Raw genomic sequence first — 17,591 nt, 5'->3', positions numbered from 1 at the left:
CACCAGTTATATCTTTTATTTCTTGCACTGTACGAGCACCATTTATCATTGCTTTTCTTATATCTATGTAACTTACTTGTTTACAGTGACATATTATTCTATCTCCAGCCATTTTATAATCTCCTTTATAATATAATTATTTTTCGTCTTATGATATTATACCAAATTTATACATGTTAAAACATATTAAAGCAAAAAAATAAAGCAGTATTCTGCTTTATTTTTTTGCTATTTTAGCCACACACTCAACGTGCATTGTATGTGGGAACATATCAACAGGTTGTATTTCTATACACTTATATCCTCTTTCATCTAAGTATGCCAAATCTCTAGCTAATGTAGATGGATTACATGAAACGTAAACTACTCTATCTGGTGCCATAGATACTATAGTATCTAATACTTTTTCATCACAACCTTTTCTAGGTGGGTCAACCATAACTACATTTGCAGTCTTACCTTCACTATACATCTTAGGTACAACTTCTTCAGCCTTACCAACATAGAATTCTACATTGTTTAAATTATTTAATTTAGCATTAATCTTAGCATCTTTTATTGCATCTTCAACAATCTCTATACCATATACTTTAGTTGCTTTTTGAGCCAAGAATAAAGATATAGTTCCTATTCCACAATATATATCAAATACTGTGTCATTTTCTTTTAAATCTGCATATTCTAAAGCTTTATTATATAAAACTTCAGTTTGAACAGGATTTACTTGGAAGAATGATAATGGAGATATTTCAAATACTAAGTCTCCAATGTAATCATTTATTTTTCCATTTCCATATATAACTTTATTTTCTCTTCCTAATATTACATTAGTTTTAGCTTTATTTATATTAAGAACTAATGTCTTAAAGCCAGGAATATTTTCTTTTAATATAGATGCTAATTCACTTAGGTGTGGTAAATTAGTACCATTTGCTACTAAAACAACCATTACTTCATTAGTTGTAAATCCAACTTTTGTTACTAAATGTCTTAATATACCAGTATGAGTTGTTTCATTATATATGCTTATATTGTATGCTTGTATATAAGTCTTTATTATTTTGATTATCTTATCATTTATATCATGTTGTATAACACACATATCAGTAGGTATTACATAATGACTTTTTTTCTTATAGAAACCTATAGCCGGTTCTCCATTTATACTTTGTATCGGGAACTGAGCTTTATTTCTATATCTATATGGATTTTCCATACCCATAGTTTCATGTATCTCAACGTTTTCTAATTTACCAATTCTAGCTACAACTTGTTTAACTTCATTTGTTTTTAATTCAAGTTGTTTATTGTAGTTTAATTCTTGTATCTGACATCCACCACAATCTTTTAATTCATCACTACATGTTCTCTCTACTCTAAATGGAGATTTTTCAATTATTTCAACTATATCTCCTACTGCATAATTCCTTTTAGATTTATTTATCTTTACTTTTACTTTATCTTGTAATAATCCGCCCTCTACAAAAACAGTAAATCCTTCGTATTTTCCTACTCCAACTCCACCTTGACCTATATCAACTATATCCACAACGTACTCTTTATTTTTTGATAACATAGGTTAGTCCTCCGTACATTTATTTTTATGACTTCAATATTTAATTTTACCAAAAAAATAAGAGCTTTTAAAGCCCTTATATAAATAAATCTTTAATTTTTAATACCTTTATATAACTGTATTAATACAAATCCAATAATATATATTCTAAAAGTGTGTCACTAAAACTATTTATGTAAATTTATAAGATATTATACTATTAACTGTAGTTAATCTTATAAAAATAGCCACTATGTTTAATTAATAAACTTAGTGACTATTTTTTCCTAAAAGAATATTATTAAAATTATGTATAATATTCTAANNNTTAATCTTATAAAAATAGCCACTATGTTTAATTAATAAACTTAGTGACTATTTTTTCCTAAAAGAATATTATTAAAATTATGTATAATATTCTAACTTATTTAAATTTATAAAAATTATTTAGTTCTTATAAAACTCTTGACGATCCTCTGTATATAACACCTCTAGATGCATCTACAGTAACTATTTCTCCATCTTTTACAGCATTTAATATATTTGTTGCAGATACTATAACTGGTTTATTTAAGTTTATACCTACAATTGCAGCATGAGATGTCATTCCACCTTCTTCTGTTATTATAGCAGAACATTTTTCTATGAATGGATTCATTTCTATATCAGTCATATTAGTAACTAATATATCTCCTTCATTGAACTCTACAGCATCTTGTACATTTTTAACAACTCTAACTTTACCTTCTACAGTTTTAGATCCAACACCTATACCTTTTACGATTTCTTCACTTATAACATGTACTTTTATTAAGTTTGTAGTACCACTTATTCCAACTGGTACTCCAGCAGTTATAACTACTAATTCACCATTATTTATGTATCCTGCATTTTTAGATGATTCTATAGAATTTTCTATAACTTCATCTGTATTTCCTGCAACTTCAGCTTTAACTGGATAAACACCCCAAGTAAGAGCTAATCTTCTCATTACTCTTTCATCATTTGTAGTAGCTATTATTGGACACTTAGGTCTACACTTAGATACCATTCTAGCAGTATGTCCTGATGAAGTACATGTTATTATTGCAGAAGCATCTAAATCAACTGCAGTTGTACAAGTAGCATGACTTATAGCATGTGTAACTGTTGCGTTAGATCTGTCATTTTTATTTAATAATCTATCATAATCTAATGTTTCTTCTGTTCTCTTAGCTATAGTAGCCATTGTTTTTACAGCTTCTACTGGATATTTACCAGCAGCAGTTTCTCCAGATAGCATTATTGCATCCGTTCCATCATATATAGCGTTTGCAACGTCTGTAACTTCTGCTCTTGTTGGTCTAGGATTTCTCATCATAGAGTCTAACATTTGAGTTGCAGTTATTACTGGCTTTCCAGCTTCATTACATTTTGCTATCATTAATTTTTGAACTACAGGTATTTCTTCTGTTGGTATTTCAACTCCAAGGTCTCCTCTAGCAACCATTATACCGTCAGAAACAGCTATTATATCATCTAAGTTATCTACACCTTCTTGGTTTTCTATCTTAGATATTATTTGTATATCTGTAGCATTGTTTCTTTCTAAAATTTCTCTTATAGCTAAAACGTCAGAAACTTTTCTAACAAATGATGCAGCTATAAAGTCTATTCCTTGAGATATACCAAACTCTATATCGCTTATATCTTTATCAGTTAATGCTGGTAAATTTATTTTAACACCTGGTACGTTAACCCCTTTGTGATTTTTAACTATCCCTGAGTTTTCAACTGTACAAAGTATATCATCACCATTTATTTCATCAACTCTAAGACCAACTAAACCGTCGTCTATTAATATAGTATCACCAGCAACTACATCACTTGCAAGTCCTTTGTAGCTTACTGTACACATTTCCTTTGTTCCCATAACATCTTTCATAGTTATAGTGAATTTTTGACCTTCTTCTAATAATACTTCTGGTTGATCAAAGTTTCCTGTTCTTATTTCAGGACCTTTTGTATCTAATAATATAGCTACTGGCTTATTTAACTTTTCTCTAACCTTTTTAACTAAGTCCATTCTACCTTTGTGCTCTTCGTGAGAACCATGAGAGAAATTCATTCTAGCTACGTTTAATCCATTTTCAACTAATGCAGTTAGCACTTCTTCTTTCTCTGATGCTGGCCCTAATGTACAAACTATTTTAGTTCTCTTAGTGTTTTTTAACATTCGTATATTCCTCCTAAATTATATAGATAGTATTTTCACCATTTCATAAGTATCTCTATCAAATGTTTTCGGTATTGATAAAGCTTCATGTATGTCCATATCTATTATCTTATTGTCTCTTATACCTACTACTCTAGCAGCTTTACCATCTAATAATAGCTCTACTGCTCTTACTCCCATTCTACTTGCTAGAATTCTATCAAACGCACTTGGAGTACCACCTCTTTGTACATGTCCTAGTACAGTAACTCTCAAATCCGCTCCAGTTTCTTTTATTATTTCTTTACCTAAATCTTGAGCATTTCCTACTCCTTCAGCAAGTATTATTATACTATGTCTTTTACCTCTTTTTTGAGTTGTCTTTAACTTAGTACATACATCTTCAACTTTAAAGTCTACTTCTGGAACAAGTATAGTTTCAGCACCACCTGCAAGCCCAGCATATAAAGCAAGATCTCCACAATGTCTTCCCATTACTTCTATTATGTTAACCCTTTCATGAGAAGAAGATGTATCTCTTATTTTACCTATAGCATCTATTATTGTATTTTGAGTTGTATCAAATCCTATAGTGTAATCAGTATATGCTAAGTCATTATCAATAGTACCAGGTATACCTATAGCTGGGAATCCTAACTCACTTAGCTTTTGTGCTCCGTTAAAAGATCCATCTCCACCTATAACAACTAGACAATCTATACCATACTTCTTAAGAACTTTTACTCCTATTGCTCTTCCTTCTTCAGTCTTGAATTCCTCACACCTAGAAGATTTTAGCATTGTACCGCCCCTGTGTATAATATCTCCAACAGAAGATAAGTTCATTTCTACTATATCTTCTTCTATTAAACCTTTATAACCTCTGTTTATACCATAAACCTTACATCCATAGTATATTCCTGATCTAACAACAGCCCTTATAGCTGCATTCATTCCTGGAGCATCTCCTCCACTTGTCAATATTCCTATAGTTCTCATGGTTTTACCTCCTATATTCCCTATTTAACCCCCATAAGGACATTTTTCGTCCCTAATATATTTTTTTATCCCATCTTAGGTAAAAAAATTAGAAACACTAAAAATATCCATTTTATGATATTATACCACAATTTTTATGTTTTTTTATTTTAATATCCTAATTTTTTATTTTTTTTACTAATTTTTTATTTTTTTTACTAATTTTTTACTTTTATATTTTCTGTTGGAATTATTTTATTTAAATCCTTAATTAAGCTATCTGATATATCTACTGTAAACCCATTATACTTATACATCTTTTTTGTATCCTCAGCGTATAAAAATATATTTTCTTCACCTGGATATTCTTTTAATATATTAGATATTTTCCCTAATATTTCAGTGTCATTATATGAGCTTACTTTTAGATATAGTCCACTTTTTGAATTTTTTCTATTACTATCTTTATTATTATTTACTTTTGAATTATATCCATTTCTACTTAATTCATAAGCATTATCTATATCTACAATGTCCCTTGCTATAATCTTAGGTTCTTCTCCCTCCTTTATATTTAATGAACCTCTTACAAATATTATGCTATCTTCATTTAAAATTTCATTATATTTTTTTAAGGTTTGAGGGAATACTATAACTTCTATATTTCCATATAAATCTTCTAAGTCTAAAAAGGCCATTATATCGTTTCTTTTAGTGGTTTTTATTACTTTATTAGATATCATACCTCCCATTATAACGTCTCTTTCATCTAGACTTAAGTATGATTGTTCATCCTCTTTTAGAGAGTTTAACTTTCCATTATCTATAGATGTATTTTTCATCAGTATATCTTGGAACTCTGATAACGGATGCCCACTTACATACATACCTAAAACTTCTTTTTCTAAAGATAGTTTCTCTCGTTCTTTATACTCAGGTATTTTAGGAATTGTATTAGTCTCTTGTAAATTATTATCTTCGCTGCCACCAAAAGCATCAAATAATGATATTTGACCTTGTATATTTTTCTTTCTATCCATAGATATACTATCTAAAACATTTTCATATCCTGCCATTAAGCTAGCTCTATTCTCACTTATTTCATCAAAAGCACCACATTTAATTAAACTTTCTATAACCCTTTTATTAGTATCTTTTGAATCTAATCTTTTAGCTAAATCTGAAAAATCCACAAATTTTCCATTAAGATTTCTCTCTTTTATTATATTTTCTATAATATTTACACCAACATTTTTTACTGCTGCTAGTCCAAATCTTATATTATTTCCTTCAACTGAGAATTTAGAAAAACTTTTATTTATATCTGGCTTTAATACTTCTATTCCTAAAGCATTACATTCTCTTATATACTCTACAACTTTATCTGTATTTCCCATTACACTAGTTATTAAAGCTGCCATAAATTCAACTGGATAATATGCCTTTAAATATGCCGTTTGATAAGATAAAACACCATATGCAGCAGCGTGAGATTTATTAAATGCATACTTTGCAAAGTCTATCATGTCATCAAATATCTTATTAGCTATATCTTCTGGTACACCATTTCTTATACATCCAGCTATTTCTATATCTCCATTTTCATCCTCTTTACCGTAAACGAAGTATCTTCTTTCTTCCTCCATTACGTCCATCTTTTTCTTACCCATAGCTCTTCTAACTAAGTCACTACGTCCGTAAGTATATCCACCTAACTCTCTAACAACCTGCATAACCTGCTCTTGATAAACTAAGCAACCGTAAGTAACTTCCATTATAGGTTTTAGTTTTTCATGTAAATAGGTTACATTTTGTGGATTAGTTTTATTCTCAATATAAGTTGGTATAGAATCCATTGGACCTGGTCTATATAAAGATATTCCGGCTACTATATCTTCAAAGTTGTCTGGTTTTAATTGTTTCATAAACACTCTCATACCAGCGCTTTCTAATTGGAATACTCCTAATGTGTTTCCTGAAGATAAAAGTTCAAATACTTTAGGGTCATCATAATCCATTTTAGAAAAATCTATCTTTTTATTATGATTTTTTTCTATTAAACTAAGTGCATCTCTTATAACTGTTAAAGTTCTAAGTCCTAAAAAATCCATTTTTAGAAGTCCAAGTTCTTCTAATGTTGTCATTGTAAACTGAGTAGTTATAGCATCTTGATGCTTATAAAGTGGTACATACTCATCTACTGGATTTTTAGATATAACTACACCTGCCGCATGAGTAGATGCATGTCTTAACATTCCTTCTATTCTTTTTGATATATCTATAACTTCTTTAGTTTCTCTATCTTGTTCATATAAATCTCTTAGTGTTGGATTAGTCTCTAAAGCTTTATCAATAGTCATACCAAGTGCAAAAGGTATTTCTTTTGCTATTTTATCAACTTTATTATATGGTATATCTAAAACTCTTCCTACATCTCTTATAGCTGCTTTAGCTCCCATTGTACCAAATGTTATTATCTGAGCAACATGATCTTCTCCATATTTTCTTTTAACATAATCTATAACTTCTTCTCTTCTTTCATAACAGAAATCTATATCTATATCGGGCATAGATACACGTTCTGGATTTAAAAAACGCTCAAATAGTAGAGAATACTTTATTGGGTCTATATCAGTTATTTTTAATGTATATGCAACTATAGAACCAGCTGCACTACCTCTACCTGGGCCAACCATTATATTATTTTCTTTTGAGAAGTTTATAAAGTCCCAAGTTATTAAGAAATATTCTACATAACCCATTTTTTCAATCACACCTAGCTCATAATTAAGTCTATCTATAATTTCTTGACTTGGATTATCATATCTTTCTTCAAGGCCTTTAAAACATAACTCTCTTAGATAAGTTTCTGGTGTATACCCTTCTGGTACATCATATTTAGGAAGATGTATTGTATTAAAATCAAACTCTATATTACATTGTTCAGCTATTTTTACAGTATTATCTATAGCCTCTGGTGCATATGGAAATAAACTTTCCATTTCTTCTCTTGATTTTAAATAGAACTCATCACTTCCAAATCTCATTCGATTTGGATCATTTACCGTTTTACCCATTTGTATACACATAAGTACATCATGTATTTTAGAATCTTCCTTATTTACATAATGAATATCATTAGTTGCAACTAGTGGTATATTAGTTTCTTTAGATAGCTTTACCAATGCAGCATTAACTTCCTTTTGCTCAGGTAAACCATGATCTTGTATCTCTAAGTAATAGTTATCTTCTCCAAATATATCTCTATATTGGAATGCTATTTTCTTAGCCTTTTCATAATTCCTATCCATTAAAGCTTGAGCAATATCTCCAGCTAAACAAGCTGATAATGCTATTATTCCATCGCTATATTTTTTTAGTTCATCTATATCAACCCTTGGCTTATAATAAAATCCTTCTACATATGACGTAGATACTAATTTAATTAAATTTTTATATCCATCCATATTTTTAGCTAGAAGAATTAGATGACCTTGCCTTTTATCGTAATTAGGATCTTTGTCCCTTAAACTACGTGGTGCAGTATATACTTCACAACCTACAATAGGCTTTATTCCTTGTTTTTTTGCTTCTTTATAAAAGTCTATTACACCAAACATACAACCATGGTCTGTTATGGCAACAGAACTCATATTTAGCTCTTTTGCTCTGCTTATTAAATTTTTTACCCTTGAAAAACCATCCAATAAGCTATATTCAGTATGGACATGAAGATGTGCAAAATCTTTCGTCATCCTATCACCTCCTADATTATNATTTAATTTTACCACAGATTATACATAATNNNTTTTATCATAAATTAGAATTTATTAAATTATATGTCGACAAAATATTTTATTCTAATTATTTAAGCTTAAAATTTATACTAAATATTTATAATTATAAATACTTTTTAATTTTATAATTCTTTATTAATTTTTAATTTACCCAAAATAAAAGGAGATATATCACTATATCTCCCTTATTTATTCTTGTTTACTTCTTATATCATTCGCTATTTCTTCAATTTTTCTTAGCCTATGGTTAACTCCAGATTTTCCTATTGGAGGTTCTAACATTTCACCTAATTCCTTTAAAGTCATGTCTTCACACTCTAACCTAATCCTAGCTATCTCTTGTAAATTTTCCGGTAAACTACTTATACCTATTGTATCTTGAATAAGTTTAATATTTTCAATCTGTCTAACAGATGCATTTACAGTCTTTGAAAGATTTGCAGTTTCACAATTTACTATACGATTTACATTATTTCTCATAGCCTTTACTATTTTTGTATTTTGAAGACTCAAAAGAGCATTATGAGCTCCTATTATACTAAGTAAATCTGATATTTGTTCACTTTCTTTTAAATATACTACATAGTTATTTTTTCTTGAAACCACTTTACAGTTAAATCCCAAATTATTTATTAAATCTTTTAACGACTTTGCAAAATCTTCATTATTAGTTACAAATTCCATATGATAATTTTTACCCGGATCGCTTATAGAGCCGCCTCCTAGAAATGCACCTCTTATAAACCCTCTTATACACTCTTCATTTTTTAATAAATTTTCAGGAACTTTATTTACTGTATAAAATCCATCTCCAGGTGCCAATATTCCAAGTGTTCTTAATAAATTTTCTGAACCCATTTCACTTGTAACTATAAGAACATAACTATTATTTCTTTTTAACATCTGATTTTTATTTACAGATATCGTAGTATTTATTCCAAAATTTTGTTTAAGTAGTTTGAATACTTTTCTTGCTATAGAATTTAGTTCTGTAGTAATTTTTATATTTAATTTTCTATAACCTGTAATTTGTATACTACCTGCCAATCTAACTATTGCAGCTAATTCAGCCATATTACAGTAATCATCATTAGATATAACCCTTGCTAATTCATTTTTTGTTTCAGCTGAAAAAGACATATATATCACCTATTCTGCTAGTTCTTTTTTAGCCTTTTTTTTATTTCTTGCAAGGCTACTTTTATTATTTCTTTTTCGTCATCATATCTAGCTAAATCCACAACCCTATCTAAATGAATAAACTTAGCATCAATGAATCCTTCTTCTTTTTGTGGAACTGTATTCATGTTTCTTGCCTGCATCAAGTACCAAAAAACAGTTTTATGAACAGCTCTATTTTCATCCCAATTTTCCTTAAATGTATAATGTATTTCACCTAAATATTTTAATATATCTGCTTTTACTCCTGTTTCCTCTAGCACTTCTCTAAGTGCTGCTTCTTGTCTATTTTCTCCTTCTTCTACCTTTCCCTTTGGTAAAACCCAATCTCCATTGAATTTTCTAAGTAAAAGTATAGCATTGCCAAACAGTACTACACCACCGGCACTAATCTCTTCTCTCATAGATGTTCACTCCTTAAAACTAACATAATAATAAGGATTTCTACATAAACTTATAAAATCCTCTTTTACTTATTTTTGTCATTACAATGACTTAGTGCCAAATTTATAACTATATCTGAAATATGACTTGCATCATGCCTAATATAATTACTTTTTATCTCAATTAGATTTTCTTCTATAGTTTTTGCCCCCATTATTTTTAATGATTTCTTTTGATTTTCATCCAATAAAACTTGTGTTGCTCCATCTTTTTGATATCTTTCAAGCATCTCTTTTGGTAATACTTCATTATTAGATATTACGTAATCTATTATATTTTTATTAGTGTGATTTACAATAGACTTAACATGATCTAAAACATTATAATTATCAGATTCTCCTGGTTGAGTCATTATGTTACATATATATACCTTAGGTGCTTTAGATTTTTCAATAGCTTCTACTACTCCTTTTAACAATAAGTTTGGTATTATGCTTGTATATAAACTTCCTGGTCCCATAATAATTATATCTGCATTATCTATAGAGTTAATTACTTCCTCTAAAGGTGTTGCATCAGGTTTATCTAAATAAACTCTTTTTATTGATGTTTTATCTTTTTTACACTCTACAGGTATCTTAGATTCCCCTTTTATTATTTTTCCATTCTTAAGCTCTGCTATCAAATTTATATCCTCTAAACTAACAGGTAAAACCTTTCCTGTTATTGCAAAAATTTGACTCATTTTATATAGTGCAACTTCAAAGTTTCCATATAAACCATTCATAGCTGCTAGAAATAAATTTCCAAAGCTTTGTCCTTTTAGTGCACCCTCTGTAAATCTATATTGCATAACTTCTCTCATAGTTGGCTCTATATTAGCTAGAGCCAATAAACAGTTTCTTATATCTCCAGGAGGAAGCATTCCTAGGTCTTCTCGAAGAATACCAGACCCTCCACCATCATCTGCAACTGTGACAACTGCCGTTATGTTGTGACTCTTCTTTTTAAGGCCTCTTAAAAAAACTGATTGACCTGTTCCGCCTCCAATAACTACTATATTAGGATCTGTACTTTTCTTTTCCTCAACAGTAATTGACTTTAATCTTTCATCTTTTATTTTCTTATATACATATATAGATGCAAATAAGGCAATCCATCCTGTAATTCCTATAACCATAAATAAATTTGTCATCTCTTCTCCCACATTATCTCAACATAGAGTCTCTATGCTTTTTAACCACTCTATAACCTTTATTAACTAAATCCTCGTATATAAGATTTGATATAGTAACTGATCTATGTCTTCCACCTGTACATCCAATTCCTATAACTAAATGTTGTTTTCCTTCTTCAACATATTGAGGCACTAAAAACTGTATCATATCAGTAAGTTTTGCATAAAATTCTTCACTAACTTTAGAATTCATAACATAATCTCTTACTTCTTTATCATCACCAGTTTTAGGTCTTAATTCTTCAATATAGTATGGGTTAGGTAAAAATCTAACATCAAACATAAGGTCACAATCAGTTGGTATACCGTGCTTAAATCCAAAAGATACTACTGATATTGTTAATTTAGGATTACTTTCGCCTGCAGAATATATTTTCTCTATTTCCTCTTTTAAATCTTTAGGTTTCATATTTGTAGTATCTATTATATAACTTGATTTTTCCTTTAAAGTTTCCAATATCTTTCTTTCCATTTTTATACCTTCTGGTATTTGTATATTTTTAGATAGTGGATGATTTCTTCTTGTCATTTTGTATCTTTTTAATAAAACATCATCTGAACAGTCTAAGTAAAGTATTTCATATTCATACTTTGCTTTTTCTAAATAAGATAAACTTTCATAAAGTGTTTCAAAAAATTTTATACCCCTTATATCTATACCTAAAGCAACCTTATCTATACTAGAATTAGGTTGATAACATAATTCCGCAAATTTAGTTATTAATGCTGGAGGTAAGTTATCTACGCAGTAAAAACCCATATCCTCCAAAGATCTCATTGCTTCACTTTTTCCAGAACCTGAAAGACCTGTTACAATTAAGAATTTCATACTATTCTCCCTCATTATCTATATTTTTATATTCTCCACTAATGATAAATCTAGATTTGATTCTTTTATAATATTCATAGCTAAATCAAAGTTACCTACATTCTGAGGTATGTGAGCATCAGAACCTATGATGAACTTATTTCCTAGATTTTTTATTTTAGCTAATTGATTAGTATTTAAAAATCCATGGCTACTATTTATCTCTAGTCTTGTATCTGTATCTATTGCTACTTTTGCTATTTCTTCTATATAAACATCACCTTTATCTCCAGGATGAGTTATTATAAATATATTGTTATTTTTCATAGCATTTATTATAGAATTTGTATTATAATCTTTAGCTTTTTCATTTTTTATCATGTAATTATTGTAATGATTTAACATACTTTTTAAAGATGTAGGAGTCGATGCAAAATGATATCCAGCCATAATATAATCACAATTTTCTATGATTTTATCATTTATATCTATATTGCCATAGCTGTCTAAAATATTACATTCCATACCTAAGAGAATATTTATATTTGAATATTTATCATTCAATTTATCTATCTCTTCTCTCATTTTATAAATATCATTTAATTTTATTCCATATGCTAAATGCTTATATCCATGGTCAGATATTCCTATTGTCTTAATACCTTTAGAAATAGCTTCAACTACATTTTCCTCTATAGTTCCTTTTCCATGGCTATATATAGTATGAGTATGATAATCTGCTAATATTTGCATTTATTAATCCTCTCCAAGTATTTTGACTTCTTCCTCTAAAGCTATACCAAACTTAGACTTAACTGTACTCTTTACTACATACATTAAGTCTAAAATATCTTTAGCATTAGCATTACCTAAGTTTACAACAAATCCGCAATGTTTCTCTGAAACTTGAGCACCTCTTAATGTAAGGCCTCTTAATCCACAATCATCTATTAATTTGGCTGCAAAATGCCCTTCTGGTCTCTTAAATGTACTACCTGCACTTGGTAAACTTAAAGGTTGTTTAGTTACTCTTCTTTGAGTAAAATCAGCCATTGTAGCTTTTATTTCATCAAAATTGCCTTTTTCTAATTCAATTTGTGCTGATAATACTATATAGTCAGTATTTGAAAGTATACTTCTTCTATAGGCAAATTGCATTTGCTCGTTAGTAAAATCAAATATATTTCCATCTGTATCCATTAGTCTAACAGATTTAACTATATCCTTCATTTCTCCTCCATAAGCACCTGCATTCATAGCTAATGCTCCACCTAAAGTTCCAGGTATACCAGCTGCAAATTCAAAGCCTTTTAACTCAGCTCTTAAAACAGCTTTACCAACAAATGAAAGTAATGCTCCTGCTTGTATATTTACCATATTTTCTTCTATTGCAAAATCATTAAAGTTGTTTGATATTTCTATTACTACTCCTCTGATTCCACCATCTTTTATTAAAAGATTAGATCCATTACCTATTACAACATAAGGAACATTTTCTGCTTTCAAAAGCTTTATAACACTAGCTATTTGATCTTCGGTTCTAGGCTTTACTAATATATCTGCAGGCCCTCCAACTCTAAAAGAGATGTGTTTTTTCATTGGCTCATCTAATTTTATATCTTCTTTATCTATTATATTTAACAAACATTCATATATATATTGCTTATTCATTAAATTTCCTCCCTGATTAAAGTATTTATTAACTTAACGCTTACATATTTATACTATATTAATTTTGTATAATTAATATAATAATGTATTAAAAAAAAAATAACAATATATAAAGGCTTTAAAGTATTAAAAAAGCGTTGATATTACTATATCAACGCTATATTTTCTTTAGTATGAAATTTTATATGTTAGAAGATTCATTCTTACTTATTTCATTTTTTATAAATACCTTATTATATACATATGGAATTAAAATAGCTCCACCTATTATATTTCCAATTGTTACAAATAATAAGTTGCTTATTAATTGACCTATTGTAATATTAGCTCCTAATAATATTCCCATTGGTATAAAAAACATATTTGCAATACTATGTTCAAATCCACATAAAACAAATAACATTATAGGAAACCAACATGCAAAAATTTTAGAAATTACATCTTGTGATGCAGTTGCCATCCATACCGCTAAAACAACAATTATATTGCATAGTATACCTCTTATAATTGCCTCTGAAATAGTAAGTGATACTTTTGACTCTGCTATTACTATAGCCTTATTTGCAGCATCACCTGTAAGAATACCTGCATAAAAAACAGCTAAAGCTAATACTACTGATCCTATAAAATTAGCTACATATACTAGTGACCAATTTTTTAAAAGCCCTGATAAAGTTATTTTTTTGTTCATAAATGCCAAAGTCATTAAGTTATTACCAGTAAACAATTCAGCTCCACATATAACTACTAGCATAAGGCCCACAGGAAAAACAGCTGCTCCAGCTAACCTAGCTAATCCAGCATCTATACCACCTAGAGTTTGAGTAACTAATATATTTCCTAATCCTCCAAAGCCTATAAAAACTCCTGCAAGTATACCTAACCCTATACAACTACTTATCTTTAAGTTAGCTTTTTTAATACCTGCATTTATAGTAGCATCTGCTACTTCCCTGGGTGTTAAGAATCTTTTGTCCATAATCCCACCCCCATTAATAAGCTTTTTAAAATTTAATTGTATCTACTTCTTAAATATTTATACTTTTTCTCTTTTTAATTTATGTATAGTCCATATATAATAAAAAAATTTTATACCAATTTTACTATTTATTGTCTTTTATTGTTTAATGTATACAAAGTAGTCATTTTATTGTATAATTACTAATGCTATTAATTCATAGCAATTTTTATTTTTTAAGAACTATGTTAATTTTTTTATAATTTATATAAATTTTTAAGGAGGAATTATTCATGGCAGATAAAAAAATGCTTACTCCTGCTGAGATAGCTGAATACACTATCGAAGCTGGTGTTAAAAAGGCTACTACGCCAAACAAAAAAGTTCTAGCATCTGCATTTTTAGCTGGTGCATACATAGCATTCGGTGCACTAGGGTCAGTTGGTGCAGCTTACAACTTATTAGCAAATCCTGAAACTTATGGTTTAGGTAAAATGGTTGCAGGTCTTATGTTCCCTGCTGGTCTTATGTTCGTACTTGTAGCAGGTGGAGACTTATTTACAGGTAACATATTAATAACTCTTGCTGCTCTAAAGAAAAGAGTAACATGGAGCCAAGCTTTCAAAAACTGGGCTTTAGTTTGGATAGGTAACTTAATTGGTGGAGCATTAGTTGCTTGGTTAGTAAGTTTATCTGGTGTATTTGACTGGAGTGCTGGTTTATACGGTGGTGTTGTAGTTAAAAACGCAATAGGTAAACTTGGATTTAGTTGGGGTGCTGCAATAGCATCTGGTATATTATGTAACTGGATAGTTTGTGCTACTGTATGGATGACTTACGGTGCTAAAGATGTAACTGGAAAACTTTTAGCTGGATTCTTCGGTGTATTCTTATTCGTATGTACTGGATATGAACACTGTGTTGCAAATATGGCTTACTTCTTTGCAGGATTATTCGCTAAGTCTAACCCTGTATACTTAGAAGCTGCTCACAAAACTGCTGAAGAAGCTGCTAAGTTAAATATAACTAGTATATTTACTCACAACTTAATACCTGTTACTATAGGTAATATATTAGGTGGTGCAATATTCGTTGCTGGAGTTTACTACTTCATATTCGTTAATAAAAAAGAAGATTCTAATGCTGAAAAGAAAGCAGCATAGTTTTTACTGATACATTTTAAAGAGGTTGTTCTAAAATATTAGTTCAACCTCTTTATTTATATTCAATTAATATTTATACTATATATACAAACTATTAATATTAATCATATGATTGGGGGTTTTACTTATGTCTAGTTTAGTTAAAGAGTCTTGGTATGAGATTTTAATTACTACAATCTATATAATAAATTTCTTATCAATTATAAACTTAATATTTAGAGAAAAAAGAAGTATTGAAGCTACTATAGCATGGGTTCTTGTTTTAACTACTGCCCCAGCCATAGGTTGTATATTCTATTTAGTATTTGGTAGAGGTATTTCTAAAGATAATATGTTTAAAATCAAAAAAGCTGAAGATAAAATTTTAAAAGAAAACATAATAGATACTCAAATTAAGTTAGAACGTAATGATAACCTAGCGCCAGATTTAATAGAGTATAAAGATATGATATACGCTCTAGCTAATTCAAATAATTCTAATTTTACAACTAATAATGATGTACAAATATATCCTGAACCAAGTGATTTCTTTGATTCTTTATTAGAAGACCTTAAAAAAGCTAAAAAATATATAAATATACAATTTTATATTTTTAAAGATGATGAAATAGGGAATAAAATAATGGACATCTTAATAGATAAAGCTAAAAGCGGTGTTGAAGTTAGACTACTATATGATGCAGTAGGTAGTAAATTTTTTAGTGATAAATCAGTATTAAAATTAAAAAAATCAGGAGTTAAAGTTGCCGCTTTCTTCCCTTCCTTCTTAAAAATTATAAACTTTAACCTTAACTACAGAAATCATAGAAAATTAGTAATTATAGATGGAGAGGTTGGATTTATAGGGGGAAACAACGTAGGTGATGAATATTTAGGTAAAAATCCTAAATTTGGATATTGGAGAGATACTCATTTAAAAATTATTGGTGATTCTGTAAGAGATCTTAACATAAGATTTATACTTGATTGGAGATATACAACTAAAGAAGATTTAGTACTTAATAAGTACTTTAACATTGAAGAATTATCCAATTTAAATAGTAAAGCAACAGATAATATCGGCGTACAAATTGTGTCTAGTGGACCTGATATTAGTGAATTAGATGAAATAAAATATGGATATATAAAAATGATACAAAAGGCTAAAAAGTATGTTTATATCCAAACACCTTATTTCATTTTAGATAAAACACTTACAGATACTTTAAAAATTGCTTGTTTTTCTGGTGTTGATGTAAGAATAATGATTCCTGGTAAGCCTGACCATCCTTTTGTTTATGATGCTTCTTCATCTTATGCAGGTGAGCTACTTAAGTACGGAGCTAAACTTTATAACTACAATCATAATGCTTTTCTTCATGCAAAAGCTGTAGTCGTTGATGATTGTGTATGTTCAATAGGAACAGCAAATTTTGATATAAGAAGTTTCGAACTTAATTTTGAAATAAATGCTTTTATATATTCTTCAAAAATGGCTAAAAAACAAAGAGAAATATTTGAAAATGATATATTAAAATCTAAGGAAATAACTTTAGATATGTATAATTCTAGATCTCGTTATGTAAGAATTAAAGAATCTATATCAAGATTAGTATCTCCTATATTATAAGATACTAAAAAGGCTACCTTTAAAATATTCTACTTTTAAARRTAGCCTTTATTATTTA

General features: G+C 28.9%; 13 protein-coding genes. 2 read left to right on the top strand and 11 right to left on the bottom strand.

The genetic code is table 11. The features are described 5' to 3' along the window. Positions 1-217: 217 nt before the first annotated feature. The 11 genes from rlmD to G3997_RS00520 all read right to left on the bottom strand — a co-directional run bounded on the left by rlmD (position 218) and on the right by G3997_RS00520 (position 14,782). On the bottom strand, positions 218-1,576 hold the full coding sequence (rlmD, locus tag G3997_RS00570) for a 23S rRNA (uracil(1939)-C(5))-methyltransferase RlmD (protein WP_296646436.1): 1,359 nt from the start codon (positions 1,574-1,576) through the stop codon (positions 218-220). A 433-nt stretch (positions 1,577-2,009) separates the two neighbouring features. After that, positions 2,010-3,770 carry a pyruvate kinase gene (pyk, locus tag G3997_RS00565; RefSeq protein ID WP_296646431.1) on the bottom strand — a complete coding sequence of 587 codons (1,761 nt, stop codon included), beginning with the start codon at positions 3,768-3,770 and terminating at the stop codon, positions 2,010-2,012. Between the two features lie 18 nt (positions 3,771-3,788). After that, positions 3,789-4,748 (bottom strand): 6-phosphofructokinase, encoded by a 960-nt coding sequence (gene pfkA, locus G3997_RS00560; RefSeq protein WP_296646428.1) that lies wholly within the window; start codon positions 4,746-4,748, stop codon positions 3,789-3,791. Between the two features lie 197 nt (positions 4,749-4,945). Beyond that, the gene (locus G3997_RS00555; RefSeq protein ID WP_296646425.1) at positions 4,946-8,482 is read right to left on the bottom strand and encodes a DNA polymerase III subunit alpha; all 3,537 of its coding nucleotides are present in this window, start codon (positions 8,480-8,482) and stop codon (positions 4,946-4,948) included. 231 nt (positions 8,483-8,713) lie between these two features. Further along, entirely contained in the window at positions 8,714-9,664 is a 951-nt protein-coding gene (gene whiA, locus G3997_RS00550; protein ID WP_296646422.1) for a DNA-binding protein WhiA, read from the bottom strand. A 17-nt stretch (positions 9,665-9,681) separates the two neighbouring features. Then, positions 9,682-10,107, bottom strand: a complete 426-nt coding sequence (locus G3997_RS00545; protein ID WP_296646420.1) for an NUDIX hydrolase — start codon at positions 10,105-10,107, stop codon at positions 9,682-9,684. A 65-nt stretch (positions 10,108-10,172) separates the two neighbouring features. Further along, positions 10,173-11,282 (bottom strand): gluconeogenesis factor YvcK family protein, encoded by a 1,110-nt coding sequence (locus tag G3997_RS00540; protein WP_296646415.1) that lies wholly within the window; start codon positions 11,280-11,282, stop codon positions 10,173-10,175. Between the two features lie 13 nt (positions 11,283-11,295). Then, positions 11,296-12,153, bottom strand: a complete 858-nt coding sequence (gene rapZ, locus G3997_RS00535; RefSeq protein WP_296646412.1) for an RNase adapter RapZ — start codon at positions 12,151-12,153, stop codon at positions 11,296-11,298. A gap of 18 nt (positions 12,154-12,171) precedes the next feature. Continuing rightward, positions 12,172-12,885, bottom strand: a complete 714-nt coding sequence (locus G3997_RS00530) for a PHP domain-containing protein (protein ID WP_296646410.1) — start codon at positions 12,883-12,885, stop codon at positions 12,172-12,174. Between the two features lie 3 nt (positions 12,886-12,888). Beyond that, positions 12,889-13,803 carry a UDP-N-acetylmuramate dehydrogenase gene (gene murB / locus G3997_RS00525; protein ID WP_296646406.1) on the bottom strand — a complete coding sequence of 305 codons (915 nt, stop codon included), beginning with the start codon at positions 13,801-13,803 and terminating at the stop codon, positions 12,889-12,891. 181 nt (positions 13,804-13,984) lie between these two features. Then, complete coding sequence (locus G3997_RS00520) at positions 13,985-14,782, bottom strand: formate/nitrite transporter family protein (RefSeq protein ID WP_296646404.1); 798 nt, start codon at positions 14,780-14,782, stop codon at positions 13,985-13,987. Positions 14,783-15,054: 272 nt separating this feature from the next. On the opposite strand from G3997_RS00520, the gene G3997_RS00515 reads away from it, so the two are divergent. Both G3997_RS00515 and cls read left to right on the top strand, forming a co-directional pair. Continuing rightward, the gene (locus tag G3997_RS00515) at positions 15,055-15,924 is read left to right on the top strand and encodes a formate/nitrite transporter family protein (protein WP_296646399.1); all 870 of its coding nucleotides are present in this window, start codon (positions 15,055-15,057) and stop codon (positions 15,922-15,924) included. 127 nt (positions 15,925-16,051) lie between these two features. Beyond that, positions 16,052-17,533 (top strand): cardiolipin synthase, encoded by a 1,482-nt coding sequence (gene cls, locus G3997_RS00510; RefSeq protein WP_296646394.1) that lies wholly within the window; start codon positions 16,052-16,054, stop codon positions 17,531-17,533. Positions 17,534-17,591 lie beyond the last annotated feature (58 nt).

Source organism: Romboutsia sp. 13368 (genome assembly GCF_018336475.1).
Classification (GTDB): Bacteria; Bacillota; Clostridia; order Peptostreptococcales; family Peptostreptococcaceae; genus Romboutsia.
Note: the sequence above shows the minus strand (reverse complement) of the source record. Positions and strands in the feature narration are given on the sequence as shown.

Coding starts and splice junctions, on each gene's coding strand:
- rlmD (WP_296646436.1), bottom strand. CDS start 1,576: ATGTTATCAAAAAATAAAGAGTACGTTGTGGATATAGTTGATATAGGT.
- pyk (WP_296646431.1), bottom strand. CDS start 3,770: ATGTTAAAAAACACTAAGAGAACTAAAATAGTTTGTACATTAGGGCCA.
- pfkA (WP_296646428.1), bottom strand. CDS start 4,748: ATGAGAACTATAGGAATATTGACAAGTGGAGGAGATGCTCCAGGAATG.
- G3997_RS00555 (WP_296646425.1), bottom strand. CDS start 8,482: ATGACGAAAGATTTTGCACATCTTCATGTCCATACTGAATATAGCTTA.
- whiA (WP_296646422.1), bottom strand. CDS start 9,664: ATGTCTTTTTCAGCTGAAACAAAAAATGAATTAGCAAGGGTTATATCT.
- G3997_RS00545 (WP_296646420.1), bottom strand. CDS start 10,107: ATGAGAGAAGAGATTAGTGCCGGTGGTGTAGTACTGTTTGGCAATGCT.
- G3997_RS00540 (WP_296646415.1), bottom strand. CDS start 11,282: ATGACAAATTTATTTATGGTTATAGGAATTACAGGATGGATTGCCTTA.
- rapZ (WP_296646412.1), bottom strand. CDS start 12,153: ATGAAATTCTTAATTGTAACAGGTCTTTCAGGTTCTGGAAAAAGTGAA.
- G3997_RS00530 (WP_296646410.1), bottom strand. CDS start 12,885: ATGCAAATATTAGCAGATTATCATACTCATACTATATATAGCCATGGA.
- murB (WP_296646406.1), bottom strand. CDS start 13,803: ATGAATAAGCAATATATATATGAATGTTTGTTAAATATAATAGATAAA.
- G3997_RS00520 (WP_296646404.1), bottom strand. CDS start 14,782: ATGGACAAAAGATTCTTAACACCCAGGGAAGTAGCAGATGCTACTATA.
- G3997_RS00515 (WP_296646399.1), top strand. CDS start 15,055: ATGGCAGATAAAAAAATGCTTACTCCTGCTGAGATAGCTGAATACACT.
- cls (WP_296646394.1), top strand. CDS start 16,052: ATGTCTAGTTTAGTTAAAGAGTCTTGGTATGAGATTTTAATTACTACA.